The organism is Sorangium sp. So ce385 (assembly GCF_051474135.1).
GTDB classification, from domain to species: Bacteria; Myxococcota_A; Polyangia; order Polyangiales; family Polyangiaceae; genus Sorangium; species Sorangium cellulosum_D.
The window spans coordinates 5181441-5197176 of the sequence record NZ_CP150337.1; the positions used below are offsets into that span (position 1 = coordinate 5181441).

General features: G+C 74.2%; 11 protein-coding genes. 8 read left to right on the forward strand and 3 right to left on the reverse strand.

Features of this window, described 5'->3' with window-relative positions; genetic code table 11:
- Positions 1–6: 6 nt before the first annotated feature.
- The 4 genes from WME83_RS18965 to WME83_RS18980 are packed head-to-tail and all read left to right on the forward strand — an operon-like array spanning position 7 to position 5751.
- Positions 7–2436: a DUF2169 family type VI secretion system accessory protein gene (locus WME83_RS18965; RefSeq protein WP_437320688.1), complete on the forward strand. Its 2430-nt coding sequence runs from the start codon at positions 7–9 to the stop codon at positions 2434–2436.
- A complete protein-coding gene (locus WME83_RS18970) occupies positions 2433–4427 on the forward strand; it encodes a pentapeptide repeat-containing protein (RefSeq protein ID WP_437320689.1) in 1995 nt (664 codons plus the stop codon). The genes WME83_RS18965 and WME83_RS18970 overlap by 4 nt, the downstream gene beginning before the upstream one ends.
- 20 nt (positions 4428–4447) lie before the next feature.
- Positions 4448–5323, forward strand: coding sequence for a DUF3540 domain-containing protein (locus tag WME83_RS18975; protein ID WP_437320690.1), 876 nt, complete (start codon positions 4448–4450; stop codon positions 5321–5323).
- A gap of 14 nt (positions 5324–5337) precedes the next feature.
- Positions 5338–5751, forward strand: coding sequence for a PAAR-like domain-containing protein (locus WME83_RS18980; protein WP_061624628.1), 414 nt, complete (start codon positions 5338–5340; stop codon positions 5749–5751).
- Between the two features lie 46 nt (positions 5752–5797).
- On the opposite strand, the gene WME83_RS18985 is transcribed toward WME83_RS18980, so the two are convergent.
- Together WME83_RS18985 and WME83_RS18990 are read right to left on the reverse strand one after the other, a co-directional pair.
- Positions 5798–6790: a hypothetical protein gene (locus WME83_RS18985; protein ID WP_437320691.1), complete on the reverse strand. Its 993-nt coding sequence runs from the start codon at positions 6788–6790 to the stop codon at positions 5798–5800.
- Between the two features lie 124 nt (positions 6791–6914).
- Positions 6915–7967 carry an RluA family pseudouridine synthase gene (locus WME83_RS18990; RefSeq protein ID WP_437320692.1) on the reverse strand — a complete coding sequence of 351 codons (1053 nt, stop codon included), beginning with the start codon at positions 7965–7967 and terminating at the stop codon, positions 6915–6917.
- Between the two features lie 250 nt (positions 7968–8217).
- On the opposite strand from WME83_RS18990, the gene WME83_RS18995 reads away from it, so the two are divergent.
- Positions 8218–9762 carry an AAA family ATPase gene (locus tag WME83_RS18995; RefSeq protein ID WP_437320693.1) on the forward strand — a complete coding sequence of 515 codons (1545 nt, stop codon included), beginning with the start codon at positions 8218–8220 and terminating at the stop codon, positions 9760–9762.
- On the forward strand, positions 9759–11291 hold the full coding sequence (locus WME83_RS19000) for a VWA domain-containing protein (protein WP_437320694.1): 1533 nt from the start codon (positions 9759–9761) through the stop codon (positions 11289–11291). The genes WME83_RS18995 and WME83_RS19000 overlap by 4 nt, the downstream gene beginning before the upstream one ends.
- A gap of 21 nt (positions 11292–11312) precedes the next feature.
- Here WME83_RS19000 and WME83_RS19005 read toward each other — a convergent pair whose 3' ends face one another.
- Complete coding sequence (locus tag WME83_RS19005; protein ID WP_437320695.1) at positions 11313–12497, reverse strand: vWA domain-containing protein; 1185 nt, start codon at positions 12495–12497, stop codon at positions 11313–11315.
- A 507-nt stretch (positions 12498–13004) separates the two neighbouring features.
- Here WME83_RS19005 and WME83_RS19010 point away from each other — a divergent pair.
- A complete protein-coding gene (locus tag WME83_RS19010; RefSeq protein WP_437320696.1) occupies positions 13005–13883 on the forward strand; it encodes a hypothetical protein in 879 nt (292 codons plus the stop codon).
- 370 nt (positions 13884–14253) lie between these two features.
- On the forward strand, positions 14254–15708 hold the full coding sequence (glgA, locus tag WME83_RS19015; protein WP_437320697.1) for a glycogen synthase GlgA: 1455 nt from the start codon (positions 14254–14256) through the stop codon (positions 15706–15708).
- Positions 15709–15736 lie beyond the last annotated feature (28 nt).

The following is a 15736-nucleotide window of genomic DNA, read 5'->3' on the forward strand; positions in this document are numbered from 1 at the left end:
CCGCGCGTGGAGATCCTCAACGACACCGGTCTCAAGCTCGGCTGGCTCGTGGGCCGGGTGCGACCGCCTGCGACCAGCCTGACGGTGATCGTCAAAGGCACCTTCACGCTGGCCCCGAACGCGCCGGCCGCGCTCGCCGCGCCGGGCGATCGGCTCCTGCTCGAGGGCGATCGCCACCTCGACGACGACCCTGGGAAGAGCCTCGTCTACGCCTCCGATTTCGCCTACTTCAAGCCGCGCGCCGACGTCCTCCTGGTCGGCACCTGCCGCCCGCCCCGCGGCGAGGCGCAGCGGGTCTCGTACGCCGCGCTGGAGGTCGGCCGCCTCCGCAAGCAGATCGCGGTGATCGGCGACCGGGTCTGGGACGGCGAGGTCGCCACCGAGCCGCGGCCGTTCCGCGCGATGCCGCTCCGCTACGAGCTGAGCTTCGGCGGCGACGGCTTCGCGAAGAACCCGCTCGGGCGCGGCCGCGGCAAGGTCAGGACCGCCGCCGGCGTCGAGCGCTGGCCGCTGCCCAACCTGGAGCTGCCCGGCAGCCTGATCGACTCGCCGCGGCAGGCCCCGGACCCCGCGGGCTTCGGCCCGATCGAGCGGACGTGGGCGCAGCGCACCGCCGGCGTCGGCACCTACGACGATCGCTGGCTGGCCGAGCGCTGGCCCGGCCTCCCCGAGGACTTCGACTGGGGCTATTTCAACGCCGCCCCGCACGATCAGCAGATCGCGGGCTATCTGCGCGGCGACGAGGCGATCGCGCTCGAGAACCTGCACCCCGAGCTCCCGCGCTACGAATCGCGGCTGCCCGGCCTGCGCGCGCGCTGCTTCGTGGAGGCCGCGGCGCGCGGCGGGGCCGAGATCCGCGAGGTGCCGCTCCACCTCGACACGCTCTGGATCGACATGGACGCGGGCCGGCTCGCCCTCGTCTGGCGCGGCCTCACCCCGATCGCGTCGCGCGCTCACGACGAGCTCCGCCGGCTCCTGCTGGTCGCCGAGCCGCTCGCCGAGCCGCCGCTCCCGGCCTCTCGCTACCGCGAGCCCGCGCGGTGGCGGCGCCCGGAGGCGCCCGAGGTCGCCGCGAAGCCGCGCGCGCCCGGCGCGCCCGACGGCGAGCAGCGCAAGCCCGGCGACGTCGACCCCGACGTCATCGCCGGGCTCGCGCAGGCGCGCGCGATGCTCGAGAAATCCGGGGTCCCGCGCGACGTGATCGAGCGGCTGCGCGGCGTCACCTCGCCCGACGCGTTCCTCGCGATCGTGATCGGAGAGCTGCGGCACGATCCGGAGGCCGCGGCGCGGCTCGAGCGCGACTCGCGCGAGCAGACGCGGCGGCTGCTCATCGAGCACGGCCACGATCCCGCGCTGCTCGACGAGCCGGCGCGGCCCGAGGATCCGTCCACCGCCGCCGCGGCGCTCACGCGCGAGGAGGTCGCGGCGCGCGCGAAGGGCGGGCGGAGCTTCGCGCGCGCGAGGCTCGCGGGCCTCGATCTCTCGGAGCTCGACCTGCGCGGGCTCGTCTTCACGCGCGCGGATCTCACGGGCGCGCGCCTCCGAGGGGCTCGCCTCGACGACGCCGATCTGACGGGCGCCCGCCTCGAGCGGGCCGATCTCACGCGCGCCTCGCTCGCGCGCGCCGTCGCCGTCCAGGCCGAGCTCTACGGCGCCGACCTCACGGGCGCGGACCTCTCCGCGGCCAACCTCTCGGAGGCCGGCCTCCGCAGCGCGGCGCTCCCGGGCGCCAGGCTCGACGAGGCCGATCTCACGGGCGCCACGCTCGCGCAGGCGAACCTCGAGCGCGCGTCGCTGCGCGAGGCCGAGCTCGGCGGCGCCAACCTCGCGGAGGTCCGGGCGCGCGGGGCGAACGCCCGAGGGGCCCGCCTCCGCGGCGCGAGGCTCATCGCCGCCGACCTGCGCGGCGCCTCGCTCGACGCGGCCGATCTCACGGGCTGCGCGCTGGACGGCGCGCAGCTCGGCGGCGCGTCGCTGCGCGAGGCCTCGCTCTACGGCGCCTCGGGCGAGCGCGTCTCCATGGCGGAGGCCGATCTCACGGGCGCGCGCGCCGTCGACGGCGCGTCGTTCCGGCGCGTGGATCTCCGCGCGGCGAGGGCCGACGGGTCCAGCTGGACCGGCGCGTCGCTCCGCGAGGCCGATCTGCGCGGCGCGACCCTGATCCGCGCCGATCTCTCGGGCGCCGATCTCTCGGGCGCGAACCTGCACCGCGCCGTCCTCAAGCACGCCAACCTGAGCAAGGCGAAGCTCGACGCGGCGCTGCTCACCGCGGTCAACCTGTTCCAGGGCACGCTCGAGCAGGCCAACCTGACCCGCGCCGACCTCCGCGGCTCGAACCTGTACGGGTGCGAGCTGCTCGACGCGATCCTCGCCGAGGCGCGGCTCGACGGCGCGAACCTGCAGGCGACCAAGCTCGCCGGGCGGAGCGCGGGATGACCGCGGGCGCCCCCGGCAAGGACGTCGCGGCCCTGCTCGACCGCCTCCGCGCGAGCCCGGCGCCGGGTCCTCCGGTCTTGCCGGAGATCGATCTCGCCGGCGCCGACCTGCGCGGCGCGCCCCTCGAGAAGGTGGCGCTCCACCGCGTCCGCCTCGCCGGCGCGGATCTCTCGGGGGCGCGGCTCGCGGGGGCGATGTTCATCTCGTGCGACCTCCACGGCGCGAAGCTCGCGGGCGCCGATCTCGCGGGCGCGGTCTTCAGCTCGCTCGACGTGGCGGTGGACCGCGAGGCCGCCGTGGAGGTCCCGCTCGACGCCGCCGGGCTCGCGCGCGAGCAGGTCGACGCGCTCGCCGGCGCGGGCGTGCGCGGCTTGCAGCGCCGGCTCCTCGACCTCGGGGGTGCCGACCTCACGGGCGCGGGGCTCCAGGGGGCCGTGCTCGAGGGGGTCGATCTCGCCGGGGCGCGGCTCGCGGGCGCCGATCTCACCGGCGCCATCCTCGAGCGCTGCACGCTCACCGGGGCGTCGCTCGAGGGAGCGCGGCTCGACCGGGCCTCCGTCAGCGACGGCAATCTCGCCGGCGCGGATCTCTCCGGCGCGCACCTCGCGGAGGCCGCGCTCTCGGGCTGCGACCTCTCCGCGGCGCGCCTCGACCGCGCGACCCTCCGCGCCGTCCGGATCGAGCGCTGCGACCTCGGCGGCGCCTCGTTCCGCGGAGCGCACCTCGACGGCGCGGCCCTCGTCGAGGTCACGCCCGCGGCGCCGCCGCTCGCGGGCGCGCGGGTCGACCGCCTCCGGCTCGAGGGCGCGTCGCTCTCCGCGCTCGGCGCGCTCGCGGGCGATCACGGCGGCGGCCGGCTCGCGCGCTGCGACCTCCGCGGCATGGATCTCACCGGCGGCAGCTTCGCCCGGGCCGAGCTCGCGGGGAGCGACCTCGCGGGCGCGAAGCTCGCGGGCGTCGATCTCACCGGCGCCGACCTCCGCGGGTGCGAGCTCGGCGGCGCCGACCTCCGGCGGGCGCGGCTCGCCAAGGCCTCGCTGTCGGCGGCGAAGCTCTCGCGCGCCAGGCTCGACGGCGCGATCCTGGACGGGGCCGACCTCACCGGCGCGGTCCTCGCCGGCGCCGAGCTGCGCGGGATCTCGGCGGCGGGCGTCGATCTCACGAGGGCCGACCTGACGGACGCGGTCCTCGACCGGACGGCGCTCACCGACGGCACGCTCACCGGCGCGAAGCTCTCGCGCGCGAGCCTCCAGGGCGCGGAGCTCGACGGGTGCGAGGCGAGCGGCGCCGTCCTCGAGGGCGCGATCCTCGCCGGGGCCCGCCTGCGGACGAGCAGGCTCGCGGGCGCGAAGCTCGCGGGCGCCGATCTCCGGCGGGCCAGCCTCACGGGCGTCGATCTCTCGGGCGCCGATCTCTCGAAGGTCAAGCTCGAGACCAACGCCTTCGTGCGCTGCCGCCTCGCGGGCGCCGACCTCCGCGGCGCCGACCTGTCGGGCGCCGATTTCACCGACGCCGATCTCTCCGGCGCCGATCTCACGGGCGCGCGGCTGCACGGCGCCACGCTGACCCGCGCGGACGCGAGCGGCGCCGCGCTGCACCGCGCGGCGATGAGCCGCGCCGACGCCGGGGCCGCGAACTTCAGCGGGAGCAAGCTGCAGCAGGCCGACCTGCGCGAGGCGAACCTCCGCAGGGCGTACCTCAAGGGGGCGGCGCTCGGGGGCGCCAACATGACCGGGGCCGATCTGCGCGAGGCCATCCTGGTGCGCGTCGACGCCCCGCGCGCGCTCTTCTGCGGGGCCCGGCTGGGCTACGCGGATCTCTCGCACGCGCGGCTCGCGGACGCGGACTTCGCGCGGGCCGACGTGGCGGGCGCCAACCTGCACCGGATCGCCGATCCCGGCGCGCTCTGGGCGCTCGCGAACCGCGAGCAGGCCCGGGGCACCGATCCGGAGCTGGCCGCTGCCGAGGACTGGCAGCCGCCCAGCGCGTAGTCACCCGAAGCGGAGGGACGATGTCGAAGCTTGCCTTGTCCAGCGTGAGCCCGAAGGAAGCGACCGCGAGCTACGTGAGGCGCGCCGCCGTGGTCGAGGTCGCGAGCGAGCGGCGATGCGTCGTGCGCATCGAGCACGAGGGCCGCGCCGTCGAGCTGAGCGCGACGGTGGCGATGTTCCCGCCGCCCCGGATCGAGGTGGGCTGTCATGTGCTGGTGACCGGAGAGGACCTCGAGCGCTGCTACGTCGTCGGCGTGCTCGGCGACGAGGAGGTCCCTGCCTCGGAGCGGCGGCTCACCACGCGGTCCGGCGCCTCGGCGGCCGTGTCCACCGACGGCGAGCGCGAGCGCATCGAGGTGCGCGATCCGGGCGGGCGCCTGGTCTTCGAGTATCGCCCCGATCTCGGCCGCGGCCTGCTCTCCGTGCCCACAGGCGATCTCGCGCTGGCCGCGCCGCAGGGGAACATCGATCTCGTCGCTGGGGGCGCGATCCGGTGCCGCGGCGCGGTCGGGGTGACGCTCGAGGCCGGCGACGGGGAGGCGAGCGCGCGGCCGTCGCTCGCGCTGGGGCAGACCGAGGCGCGCCTCGGCGCCCGCGCGCTGAAGCTCGTCGGCGAGCGGGCCGAGGTGCTCTTCGCGGAGGCGAGCTACCGAGGCGTCCAGCTCTCGGCGGCGGTCGAGCAGGTGAAGGTGGTGGCGGACCGGATGGAGACGCTCGCGTCCCACGTCTTCGAGCGGCTCAAGCGCTCCTTCCGCCGCGTCGAGGACCTCGACGAGCTCCTGGCCGGGCGCGTGCGCGCGCGCGCCTCCGGGGCCTATTCGGTCAAGGGGGGGCACGCCTCGATCGAGGCCGAGGACGACGTGAAGATCGACGGCAAGCGCATCCACCTCGGGTGAGCGGAGGAGGGCCGATGTTTCCCATCGCGACGAGGCAGGGAGGGACGTGCGAGGCCTTCCCGGACACGTGCAAGACCCCGGCGCCGCCGGCCCCGCCCGTGCCGGTGCCCTACCCGAACACCGCGCAGCTCGTGCAGGCCAACCCGGGGACCTGTGCGAAGAAGGTGAAGGTGTTGAACCAGCCGGTGATCACCAAGCAGACGGTGATCCCGATGAGCGCCGGCGACGAGGCCGGGGCGGCGGGCGGCGTGGTCTCCGGCACGATCAAGGGTCCCGTGCAGTTCAAGCAGGGGTCGGCCAAGGTCAAGGTGGAGGGGCAGCCGGTCGTCTTCCAGACGTGCATGACCGCGCACAACGGCACGAACGCCAACATGCCCGCGGGCGTGCACTCGTCTCCGTCGCAGACCAAGGTGTCTGTCGCGATGTAGGCCCGTGGTCCCGGAGGAGGGGCCTCCGGTGGGGTGGGGGAGGTGTTCAGTCCGCGGCGAGGCGCTCGGGGGCGTAGTCGCGCGAGTCGTCGCCGGAGACCTCCTGGGCGATCGCGCGGAGCTGCTCGTAGCGCTCGCGCAGCAGCGACCACAGCCGATCGCGGATGTCGCGCGAGTCGAGGCGCTCCGGCGCGCGGGTGTTGCTGAGCAGCCACTTCGCGGTGCCGTTCACCCGGGTCACCTCCTCCCGGGTGAGGGAGATCCGGCCTTGCACGTGGTTCCACCGGTCCAGGATGAGGTTGGTGATGGTGGCCGCCGCGCTCGCGGGATCGCCGGCGACGAGCGCGCGCCGGACGATGCCGTAGGTCTCCGGGACGATGCCGCGCGGGAAGCACGCCTCGGCCGCGGCGAGCGTCGGGCGCAGCGCCTCGTAGAGCTGGTCGAGCCGCTCCGTCACCTCGGCCGGCGGCGCGCTCTCGGGCTGCATCCGCCCCACCGCGTAGTCGAGCGCCATCGCCAGCTCCGGCAGGCTGCGGATCGCGTCGAAGCGAGACTTCGGCAGCCGGCGCCGGTGGCGCGCCGGATCGCGCGTCACGGACTGCACGGCGCGCCGGACGATCGCGAGCACCCCGCCCGCGTCCCCACGGAAGGCCTGCACGTTCGCCGCCGGGAGATCGCTCGCCGGCATCGCGTACCGCTCGTAGCGCTCCCGATCCAGGCTCTCGTCGCCCCGGGAGCGCGGCTCGACGGAGAGCGGCTCGACGGAGAGCGGCCCGACGCTGGCGGACGAGGCCGGCTCGGCCCGCTCCGAGCCCGCCGGATCCGAGCCCGCCTGCTGCGGCCGGTCCGCCTCGGGGCGCTCGCCCTCCGCGCGGGGCCGCTCCTCCGGAGCGGGCGCCGCAGCGGTTTGCCGTGTCTCTTCCGGACCGGTCTCGACCGGACCGGACGCCGTGCTCTGGGCGGTGCTCTCGGCCTCGAGCGGTGTGGACCGAAGCGCTGGATCCCGCAGCGCCTCGAGGTCGTCTCGCGCACGCGTCATCCGGGCCATCGTACGTAAGTCGGCGCGACGGCACAAGATCCGCGGCCGCTCGCTCGCCGCGATCGCCGTCGCCCACGCCTCGGCCGCCGATCGGCCACGCCTCGCCCACCCATGGGCGCGCCGATCAAGCGTCGAGCGCGTCCCAGAAGGTGCGCAGATCCTCCGAGAGCGGCGCCTCGACGCGCACGCGCTCGCCTGTCGCCGGGTGCGTGAGCTCCAGCAGCGCGGCGTGGAGGGCGTGGCGATCGAGCTCGAGCGCGCGGCGGTCGTCGTCGGTGAGCTCGCCGTCGGCGCCGCGCGCGAACAGGCCCTCGTCCGGCCCGTAGAGCTTATCGCCCACGAGCGGCAGGCCGCTCGACGCGAGGTGGACCCGGATCTGGTGCTGCCGGCCGGTCTCGAGCGTGCACTGGATCATCGAGTAGCGCCGGCCGGTGAGCGGGTCGGCGCGGCGGCCCAGCACCTCGCACGCGGTGGCGGACGCGAGGCCGCGGCCGGGCGGCGCGACGCGCATCTTCACCTTGTAGCGGCTCTCGGTGTCGAGCTCGAGCGGCAGCTCGACCCGGAAGTCGTCGCGCTCGGGCCAGCCCCAGGCGATCGCCACGTAGCGCTTGAGCACGCCGGTGCGCTCCTCGAACTGCGCCTTCACCGTCCGATCGGCCTCGGGCGTGCGGCAGAGGAGGAGCACGCCGCTCGTCTCGCGATCGAGCCGGTGCGCCAGGAACAGCCGCTCTCCGGGGCGCGCGGCCTCCATCATCTTGATGACGGTGCTCTTGTGGTAGCGCGCCGTGGGGTGCACGGGCAGGCTCGCCGGTTTGTTCACCGCGAGCAGCGCGTCGTCCTCGTGGAGCACCGGGATCGCCGTGTCGGGCGCCTGCTCGTCCCACGGCGCGCGCCAGAGGAGGATGCACTGCTCCGGCCGCACGCGATCGCTGCCGCGCAGGCGCCGCGCCTCGGGCGAGTAGGCGCCGCGGGCGACGATCTCGGCGGCGCGCGTGCGGCTCGTCCGCTTGAGCTGCGACTGCACGAACCGGTCGAGCCGCATGCCCGCCGACTCGGGCGGCACGCGGAGCACGGTGACGACCGACCCCTCCGGCACCTCTTCTGGCCGCACCACCTGGGTGCCGCGGCCGAAGGGGCCGCTCGTCCCGGCGAGCTCCCGCGCGCTGATCCTGGTCATGGGTCGAGGTTGGCGTACGGCTTTAGCAAAAGCGCCGGCCGCGGGCGCGGAAAATCCCCTCCCGCCCGCGGCCCGCGCCGCGCCGCGCCCCGCGGAGCGCGCGCGACACGCCCGCGCGTCGGGCCTCCGCGCGCGACACGCCCGCGCGCCGGGCCTCCGTCGGCGACCGATCGTCCGGCGCGGCGCCGCCGTCGCAAAGGTGCCTTCGCGGCACGGCTGCGAGAAATCCTCTACCGTCCTGCGAACGACGGTGAGCGCCACGCAGACCTCGGATCCCGCGGGCGAGACGGCGGGCGCGCCGGCGCTCCGCGAGCGCCTCCGCGCGCTCCACCTCCGCATGTGCGAAGGGCTGATCGAGCGGGACGAGCCGGCGCGGGTGCTCTTGCTCGCGGCGCTCGCCGGCGAGCACGTGCTCCTCCTCGGGCCGCCCGGGACCGCGAAGAGCGAGCTCGCGCGCCGGCTGCGCGGCTGCGTCGCGGAGGGGATCTACTTCGAGCGCCTGCTGACGCGGTTTTCGGTGCCCGAGGAGCTCTTCGGCCCGCTCTCGATCAAGGCCCTGGAGCGCGACGAGTACGTCCGCCTGACCGAAGGGTACCTGCCCGCCGCGTCGGTCGCCTTCCTCGACGAGATCTTCAACGCCAACAGCGCGATCCTCAACGCGCTCCTCACGCTGCTCAACGAGCGGGAGTTCGACAACGGCACGCGGCGCGTCGCGACGCCCCTCGTGAGCGTGGTCGCGGCGACCAACCACGCCCCCGACGCCCCCGAGCTCGCGGCGCTCCACGACCGGTTCCTCTTTCGCTGCCACGTGACGCCCGTCTCGGCGGACGGCTTCCTCGCCCTCCTGGACGTCCCGGCGAGCCCGCGCCCCCCGGACGCCGCCGCGCCGCGGCTCACGCTGGCCGAGCTGGACGAGATCCGCCGGCGCGCCGCGGGCGTCTCGCTCTCGCCGAGCGCGCGGTCCCTGCTCGCCTCGATGCGCGCGTCGCTCGCCGAGAAGGGGCTCTACGTCTCCGACCGGCGCTGGCGGAGGATCGCGAACGTCCTCCGCGTCGCCGCGCTCTGCGACGGCCGGCGCGTGGTCACGCTGGCGGACGGCCCGCTCATGCTCCATGGCCTCTGGGACCGCCCGGAGCAGATCGAGGTCGTCGAGGGGGCCCTCGCGGCGACCCTCGACGCCGCGCTCGTCGACGAGCCGAGGCGCCACGAGGCGATGGTCGAGGCCTTCGAGGCGGAGATCGACAAGGAGCTCCGCTGCGTCGAGCACGCGTGCGACGAGGAGGGGCGGCCGCTCTACCTCGACGAGGCGGGCGAGCGCGTCACCGAGCCCTATCACCGGCGCCCGGTGACGAACGCGGACGGGGTGCTGCTCTTCGAGGCGCCCCCGGACATGGCCTCTCCCAGGCGCCGCTTCACCATGGGCGAGCTGTGGGAGGAGCACTTCCAGAACAAGGTCAACGGATGGGAGCGGCTCGAGGCCTGGGTGAAGACCCCGCTGCACCAGGCCTTCGCCAGGGAGCTGCGGGCGCCGGTGACGGCGCCGGCGCGTTACCCGGCCGAGCACGTCGCCGCGCGGCGCCGGCAGCTCGAGGAGCTGCTCGGCGACGTCGACGGCTTCCTGAGCGGGATCTCCGCGGCCCACGGCGGCGCGGGCCCGTCGCTCTGGGTCTCCGAGGCGCGCCACGGCGCGGTCGCGCGCCGGCTCGCCGCGTCGGAGCGGTCGCTGTCGGCGCTGCGAGGGCGCCTGCTCTCCCTCCTCGGTCGCCTGGCCGAGCTCCCGGTCCGGGGCGCATGACCGCCGGGGAGGGGCTCGAGGTCCGCTACGCCTGGCTGGACGGCCTCCCGGCGCCGCTCTTCCGGCGGACCGTCACGCACACGCACGGGCGCATCGCGCAGCGAGGCGAGGCGATCCTCGCCCTGCGGGACGCGCTGCTGTCGGGGCGGGTGCCCCCGGCCGACGCGGTCGCGTGGCCCGAGGAGGACGACCTCCGCCGCGCGCTCTTCGACGCGCTCGCCGCGGCCAACGTGGGGCCCTACTGCGACGGGGATCCCCGGACCACCGACGAGGTGCTGGCCTACGTCCTCGACGTCGTCGGCGACGCCCAGGAGATCCACGATCGGGCCCTCATCGCCTTTCACGTCCTCGCGCGCGAGCGCGAGGCCGAGCGGGCGCGCTGCGGCCCGGGCGCGTGCGGTCCGGGCGCCGGGGACGGCGGGGGCCGCGTGGCGGGCGTCCCGCTCGACGCACGGCACTGGGAGGAGGCGCGGCGCGACGCCGTGCGCCTGCTCTGCGAGCTCGTGGCGTCCCGCACCGAGGTCCGGTGGTCGGAGCTCGTGGCGGTCTGCGCCGAGCTCGAGCGCGTCTTCCGGCAGCTCGCGGAGGCGCTCGACCTCCCGCCGGGGAGCTGCCGCGGCATGGTGCGCGCGCTGCCGCGCGGGGATCTCCTCGAGATGCGGCACCTTCTCTCCTATGTCCCTGCGCTCGACGAGCTCATTCGCACGCTCGGGCGCATGCGCGCGGCGGCGGATCCATCGGCGGGGTCCTCCCTCGAGCAGGTGGGCGAGATCGTGGCGCGGCCGAGGGAGGTGTCGCGCGAGGTGCAAGGCGATCGCGGGCCGGAGATCCGGGGGATCGAGCGGTCGAGCGAGGTGTCGCGCATGCTCGCGAGCGAGGCGGCGCTCCTCGCGCGCCCGGCGCTGCGGCGGCTCTGGCGCGCGCGGTGGGCGGAGCAGGCGCTGCTCACGTACCGGGCGCGGGGCGTGTTCACGAAGCGCATCCAGGAGACGCAGGCGTTCGAGGACGGGCAAGCCCACGAGGAGCGCCGCGCGGAGCGAGGGCCCGTGCTCGTCGTGCTCGACACGTCCGCGTCGATGGCGCGCTCGGAGAACGTCGCGAAGGCCGTCGTCCTCCAGATCGCGGGCGCGTGCTTCGTGCAGCAGCGCGCCTGTTACCTCTACAGCTTCAGCGGCTCGGGGGATCTGGCCGAGCACGAGCTGTCGTTCGACGGCGAAGGCCTCGCCGGGCTGCTCGCGTTCCTGAGCCTGTCGTTCCACGGCGGCACCGACATCGACGAGGCGCTGCGGCGCGCCTGCGGGAAGATCGCGACTGGCCCCTACCGGCAAGCGGACATCGCGGTGATCAGCGACGGCTGCTTCTTGCTGAGCGACCACGTGCAGCGGGACATCCGGCGGGTGCGGGAGACGAGCGCGGCGCGGATCCACGGGATCCGCGTCGGCGCCGGGCAGGGCTTCGACGCGATCGGGTGCGACTCGCTGCACGAGGTGTCGATGTGGCTCGGGGGCCTCCCTGGGTCCTCGTCCTGAGCGGCGCGCCCGGGCGGCCGCTCACAGGGGGTCGATGATCTCGCAGGGGAAGTTGAACGAGATGCCCTGCGTCGCGGCCTTGAGCTTCTCGCAGGCGTCGCCGACGAGGACGAGCTGGGTGGGGCTCTCCATGGTCCAGCCGTTCTGCGCGTCGTAGGGCACGGGCATGCCGTCGATGAGCACCTGGCCCTCCGCCGCGTGATCGAGATCGACCGCGATCGAGCCCTGGAGGTCGAACGTGCAGCTCTTGGCGCCGGAGATGGCCGCGTTGAGCTCGTTTTCCAGGGCGTTCGCGTTGGTCGGGTCCGGCGTGTAATACATCGCGGTGCCGCCGACGTCGGCGTAGGTGCCGGCGGCGGTGAAGCAGGCCTGGTTCGTGTTCTCGGGCCGCCGGACCGGCTGGCCGGCGCCGGCGTTGGCGAGGTCCTGGAGGTGCTCGGCGAACGCGCCGTCGCCGAGGCCGAAGACGAACGTCCCGATGCCCTGCTCGTACGCCGACTGCACCGCGCCTACGACGTCGTCGCGCGCGCAGACGGAGGGCCCGTCGTCGCAGCGATCGGGCTCGCCGTCGGTGACGAAGAGGATGTACTTGGGGCCGGGCTCTCCGAACGCGAGGAGATCGGGGATGATCGTCTCGTTGAACGTCATGCCGGTCGGCGTCTCGAGCTTCTGGCCCGGCCGCATGGAGGCCACCTCGTACGCGGCCGCGATGTCGGCGTGGCTGTTGAGGGCGATGGCGTCGGTCCCGGCGAGCAGCGGGCACTGATCCGGGGCGATCCCGGTGAAGGTGAGGAACCCGAAGCGCACCTTCGCCTGCAGGCTCTCGACCACGTTGAGCACGGCGGTCTTCAGCGGGTCCCAGAAGCCGCTGTCGTACATGCTGCCGGAGCGATCGACGACGATCATGACGGTCGGCGTCTGCGGCTCGAAGGCGATGTCGAGCTGCTGGCAGCTGCCGCCGGCCCCGCCGCTGCCGTTCGTGGTGATCAGGCCGCCGCCGCTGCCGACGAAGATCGGCTCCTCGCCGCCGCCTGTGGAGCCGCCGCTGGTGGTCGCGCCGCCGCCGCTGCCGCTGATGCCGCTCGAGGCGCCGGAGCCCTGGGATGAGGAATCGCCGTCGTTCGTGCCGCTACAGCTCAAGGCGATGCCGGCGGCGACGAGGGCGAGGGACCAAGAGAGCCTGGGGAAGATAAGTGTGCTGCTCACGAGGTAAAGATACACAGGCCGGGACGGCGTGTCTCCGCCGCGCACGTCCCCGGCGGCGGATGTGGCGCGGGTGGAAAGATGCTCCGCGCGGAGAACGCAGCGCCGCCCCTGCGGCGACACCCGGGCGCCGGCCAGCGCGCAGCGCTGCCTTCATGGCTGCGTCCCGGAGCGGGCGGTTGCGCAGGAGCGCGTCCGCAGGGGCACCTGGGAGTAACGCGACATGCAGAAGGGTCTGCGCGGACCGAGTTTGAAGTAAAAATTCATACAAAAGTGTCTGCGAAACTGCACCTGAAAGTAAGCCATCATTCAGAAATGTGTACGGGAGGACCTCCTGGATGCAGTTTGACTTACACATTTGTCTACGGCGGCGCTCCGATGCGTGCCGGCGCAGCGGCGGGTGTGTGCCGAGGGGGTCCGGCCGCGGCTGCGGGTGTGTGCGGAGAGCCGGATGTCCGATTCTTGCCGGGAATCTGGTGCCGTGAGGGACCCTGGTTAGCTTCGGCGACCATGGCGAGACCTACAAACCGACCTGAAAAGGCCCCGTCGGCGCATGTCGCGGGAGAGGAACGGGTCCTGAGCTACCAGGCCCTCTACAAGCATTACCTGCCCATCGGCGCGGAGCTCCGTGTCGAGGAGGTGCAGGTCTGTCGCGCGGATCCGCGCCTCGTGCTCGTGAACGCGAAGCGCGGCGTCGCGGCGGTGCTCGGCACGAAGGAGCAGGCGCAGGCCGTGCGCGAGCACCTGCCGAAGGTCCCGGTGAAGCAGGCGCAGGAGCTGCCGGACATCGCCCGCGCGCTGCTGTTCGCGTCGCGCGAGGCGCTGCCCCGGGTCGCGAGCCCGAAGGAGATCGAGAAGGCGCTCGCGGAGATCAGCGGGCCGCGCGAGGAGCTGCTCACCCAGGCGGAGCTGTTCGCCCGGCGGGGGCTGCTGGACCGGGAGCGGGTCGCGCAGATCCGGGCCGGCTCCGGCAAGTACGACGCGGCCCGGGACGGGATGGAGCTCGCGGCGCTGTTCACGGCGCACGCGGAGGCGCTGAAGGGGCTGCACCCGTTCACGCGGGACGAGATCGAGAAGCTCGGGCGAACGAGCGAGTGGCTGCTCGAGAACCTGACCCCGACCGGAGCGCGGGCGGAGGCGAAGAAGCGGGAGAAGGGGCCGGCGGAGGACGCGCGAGACCGGCTGTGGACGCTGATCGTGCAGCGGTACGCGCATGTCCGGAAGATCGGGTACTACTTCCACGGCGACGACTTCGAGCAGATCACGCCGCGGCTCCTGTCGCGGGCGCACGCGGCGCAGGCGGGCGCGGAGGCGGAGGAGGCGCTCGACGAGGAGACGGAGGCGGGGGGGGGCGGCTCTGCCGAGGCGGGGGGCGAGGGGGTGGTGTGAGGCCCTGATTCGAACGGCTGCTTTTATATCCACGCATCACGGGAGGCGCTGGTAAGCCTCCCGTGATGCATTGACCGAGAACATGATTCGAGTCGGGATTAGCGCATTTCGCGGCGAGGATGCGTATCCCAGGATGAGCGCTCTCCGGACCGGAGCTGGAGGCGGATCGACCGGAGCTGGAGGCGGATCGACCGGAGCTGGAGGCGGATCGACCGGAGCTGGAGGCGGATCGACCGGAGCTGGAGGCGGATCGACCGGAGCTGGAGGCGGATCGACCGGAGCTCGGGCCTGATCGGCTGGAGGACCCCCCGCCCGGGTGTGCGGAAGCCGCCCCGTGCGCCTCCCGGTTCGTGCTACACACGGCGCCCGCATGGACATCCTCTTCGCTGCTTCCGAGATCGCGCCCATCGTCAAGGTCGGCGGGCTGGCTGACGTCGTGTCGTCGCTCTCGAAGGCGCTCCGGCTGCTCGGCCACAAGGTGACGATCGCGCTGCCCCGCTACCAGGCCCTCGATTCGAGCGGGCTGATGATGGCGCGCCGCCTCACCCCGATGCCGCTCGAGGTCGACCCGAAGGTGTCGCCGGGCGGGCCGATCCAGGTGACGCTCTTCGACGGGCGGCTCAGCACGGGCGTGGAGCTCATCGTCCTCGACGTGCCTGGCTTCCACGATCGGCCCGGCATCTACGGCGAGGAAGGGCGCGACTACGAGGACAACGCGCGCCGGTTCTCCCTGTTCTCCCGCGCCGTCGTCGAGCTCGTCCGCCAGCGCGCCAGGTCCGGCTCGCCGTTCGATATCGTCCACGCCCACGACTGGCCCACCGCCATGGTGGCGTACCTGCTCCGCCACCAGCAGTCCGTGCCCGGCCGGACCGTGCTCACCCTCCACAACGTCGCCCACCAGGGCCTCTTCCCCAAGGACGTGCTCGGGGCCCTCGGCCTCGACGAGGACCACTTCCGGCCGGACCGGCTCGAGTTCTACGGCCAGGTCAACTTCCTGAAGGGCGGCATCCTCGCCGCAGACGCGCTCACCACCGTCTCCACCACCTACGCGAACGAGATCCTCACGTCCAAGCAAGGCGAGCGGCTCGACGGCGTGCTCCGCACCCGGACGAACCAGCTGACCGGCATCGTCAACGGCATCGACTACGCCGTCTGGAACCCGATGACCGACCCGGCCATCATCGCCCGCTACGACGCCGAGGACGTGAGCAACAAGGGCCGCTGCAAGAGCGCGCTCCTCCAGGAGATCGGGCTCGAGATCCGGCCGGACCGGCCGCTGATCGTGTCCGTCGGGAGGGTGGTCGCGCAGAAGGGCAGCGACCTGCTCGCGAGCGCCCTGCCGAAGATCCTGAAGGGCGACGTCAGCGTCGTCGTCGCCGGCGAGGGCGACCCCGAGCTCATGGAGAAGCTCGCCGCCGCCGCGGCCAAGGCGCCCGAGCGCGCGAAGGTCCTCGGCGGCGTGAGCGAGGCCGTCGTGCACCGGCTCATGGCCGCGGCCGATCTCGTGGTCGTGCCGTCGCGCTTCGAGCCGTGCGGCCTCGTGCAGCTGTACGCGCAGCGCTACGGCGCCGCCCCGGTGGCGTGCCGGACGGGAGGCCTCGTCGACACGATCGTCGACCTCGACGCGTCCCTGGAGACCGGCACGGGGTTCCTGTTCGACAAGCCGACCGCCACGTCGCTCGTCGGCGGCGTGCAGCGGGCCCTCGCGGCCCTGACGTCGCCCCGCTGGCCCGCGGTCCAGCGCCGCATCATGCGCCTCGACCTCGGCTGGGACCGGCCCGCGCGCCGCTACGTCCAGGTCTACCGGCAGGCGCTCGCCCGCTGATCCTGCCGCGCCGGAGCGGAGCGCCCGC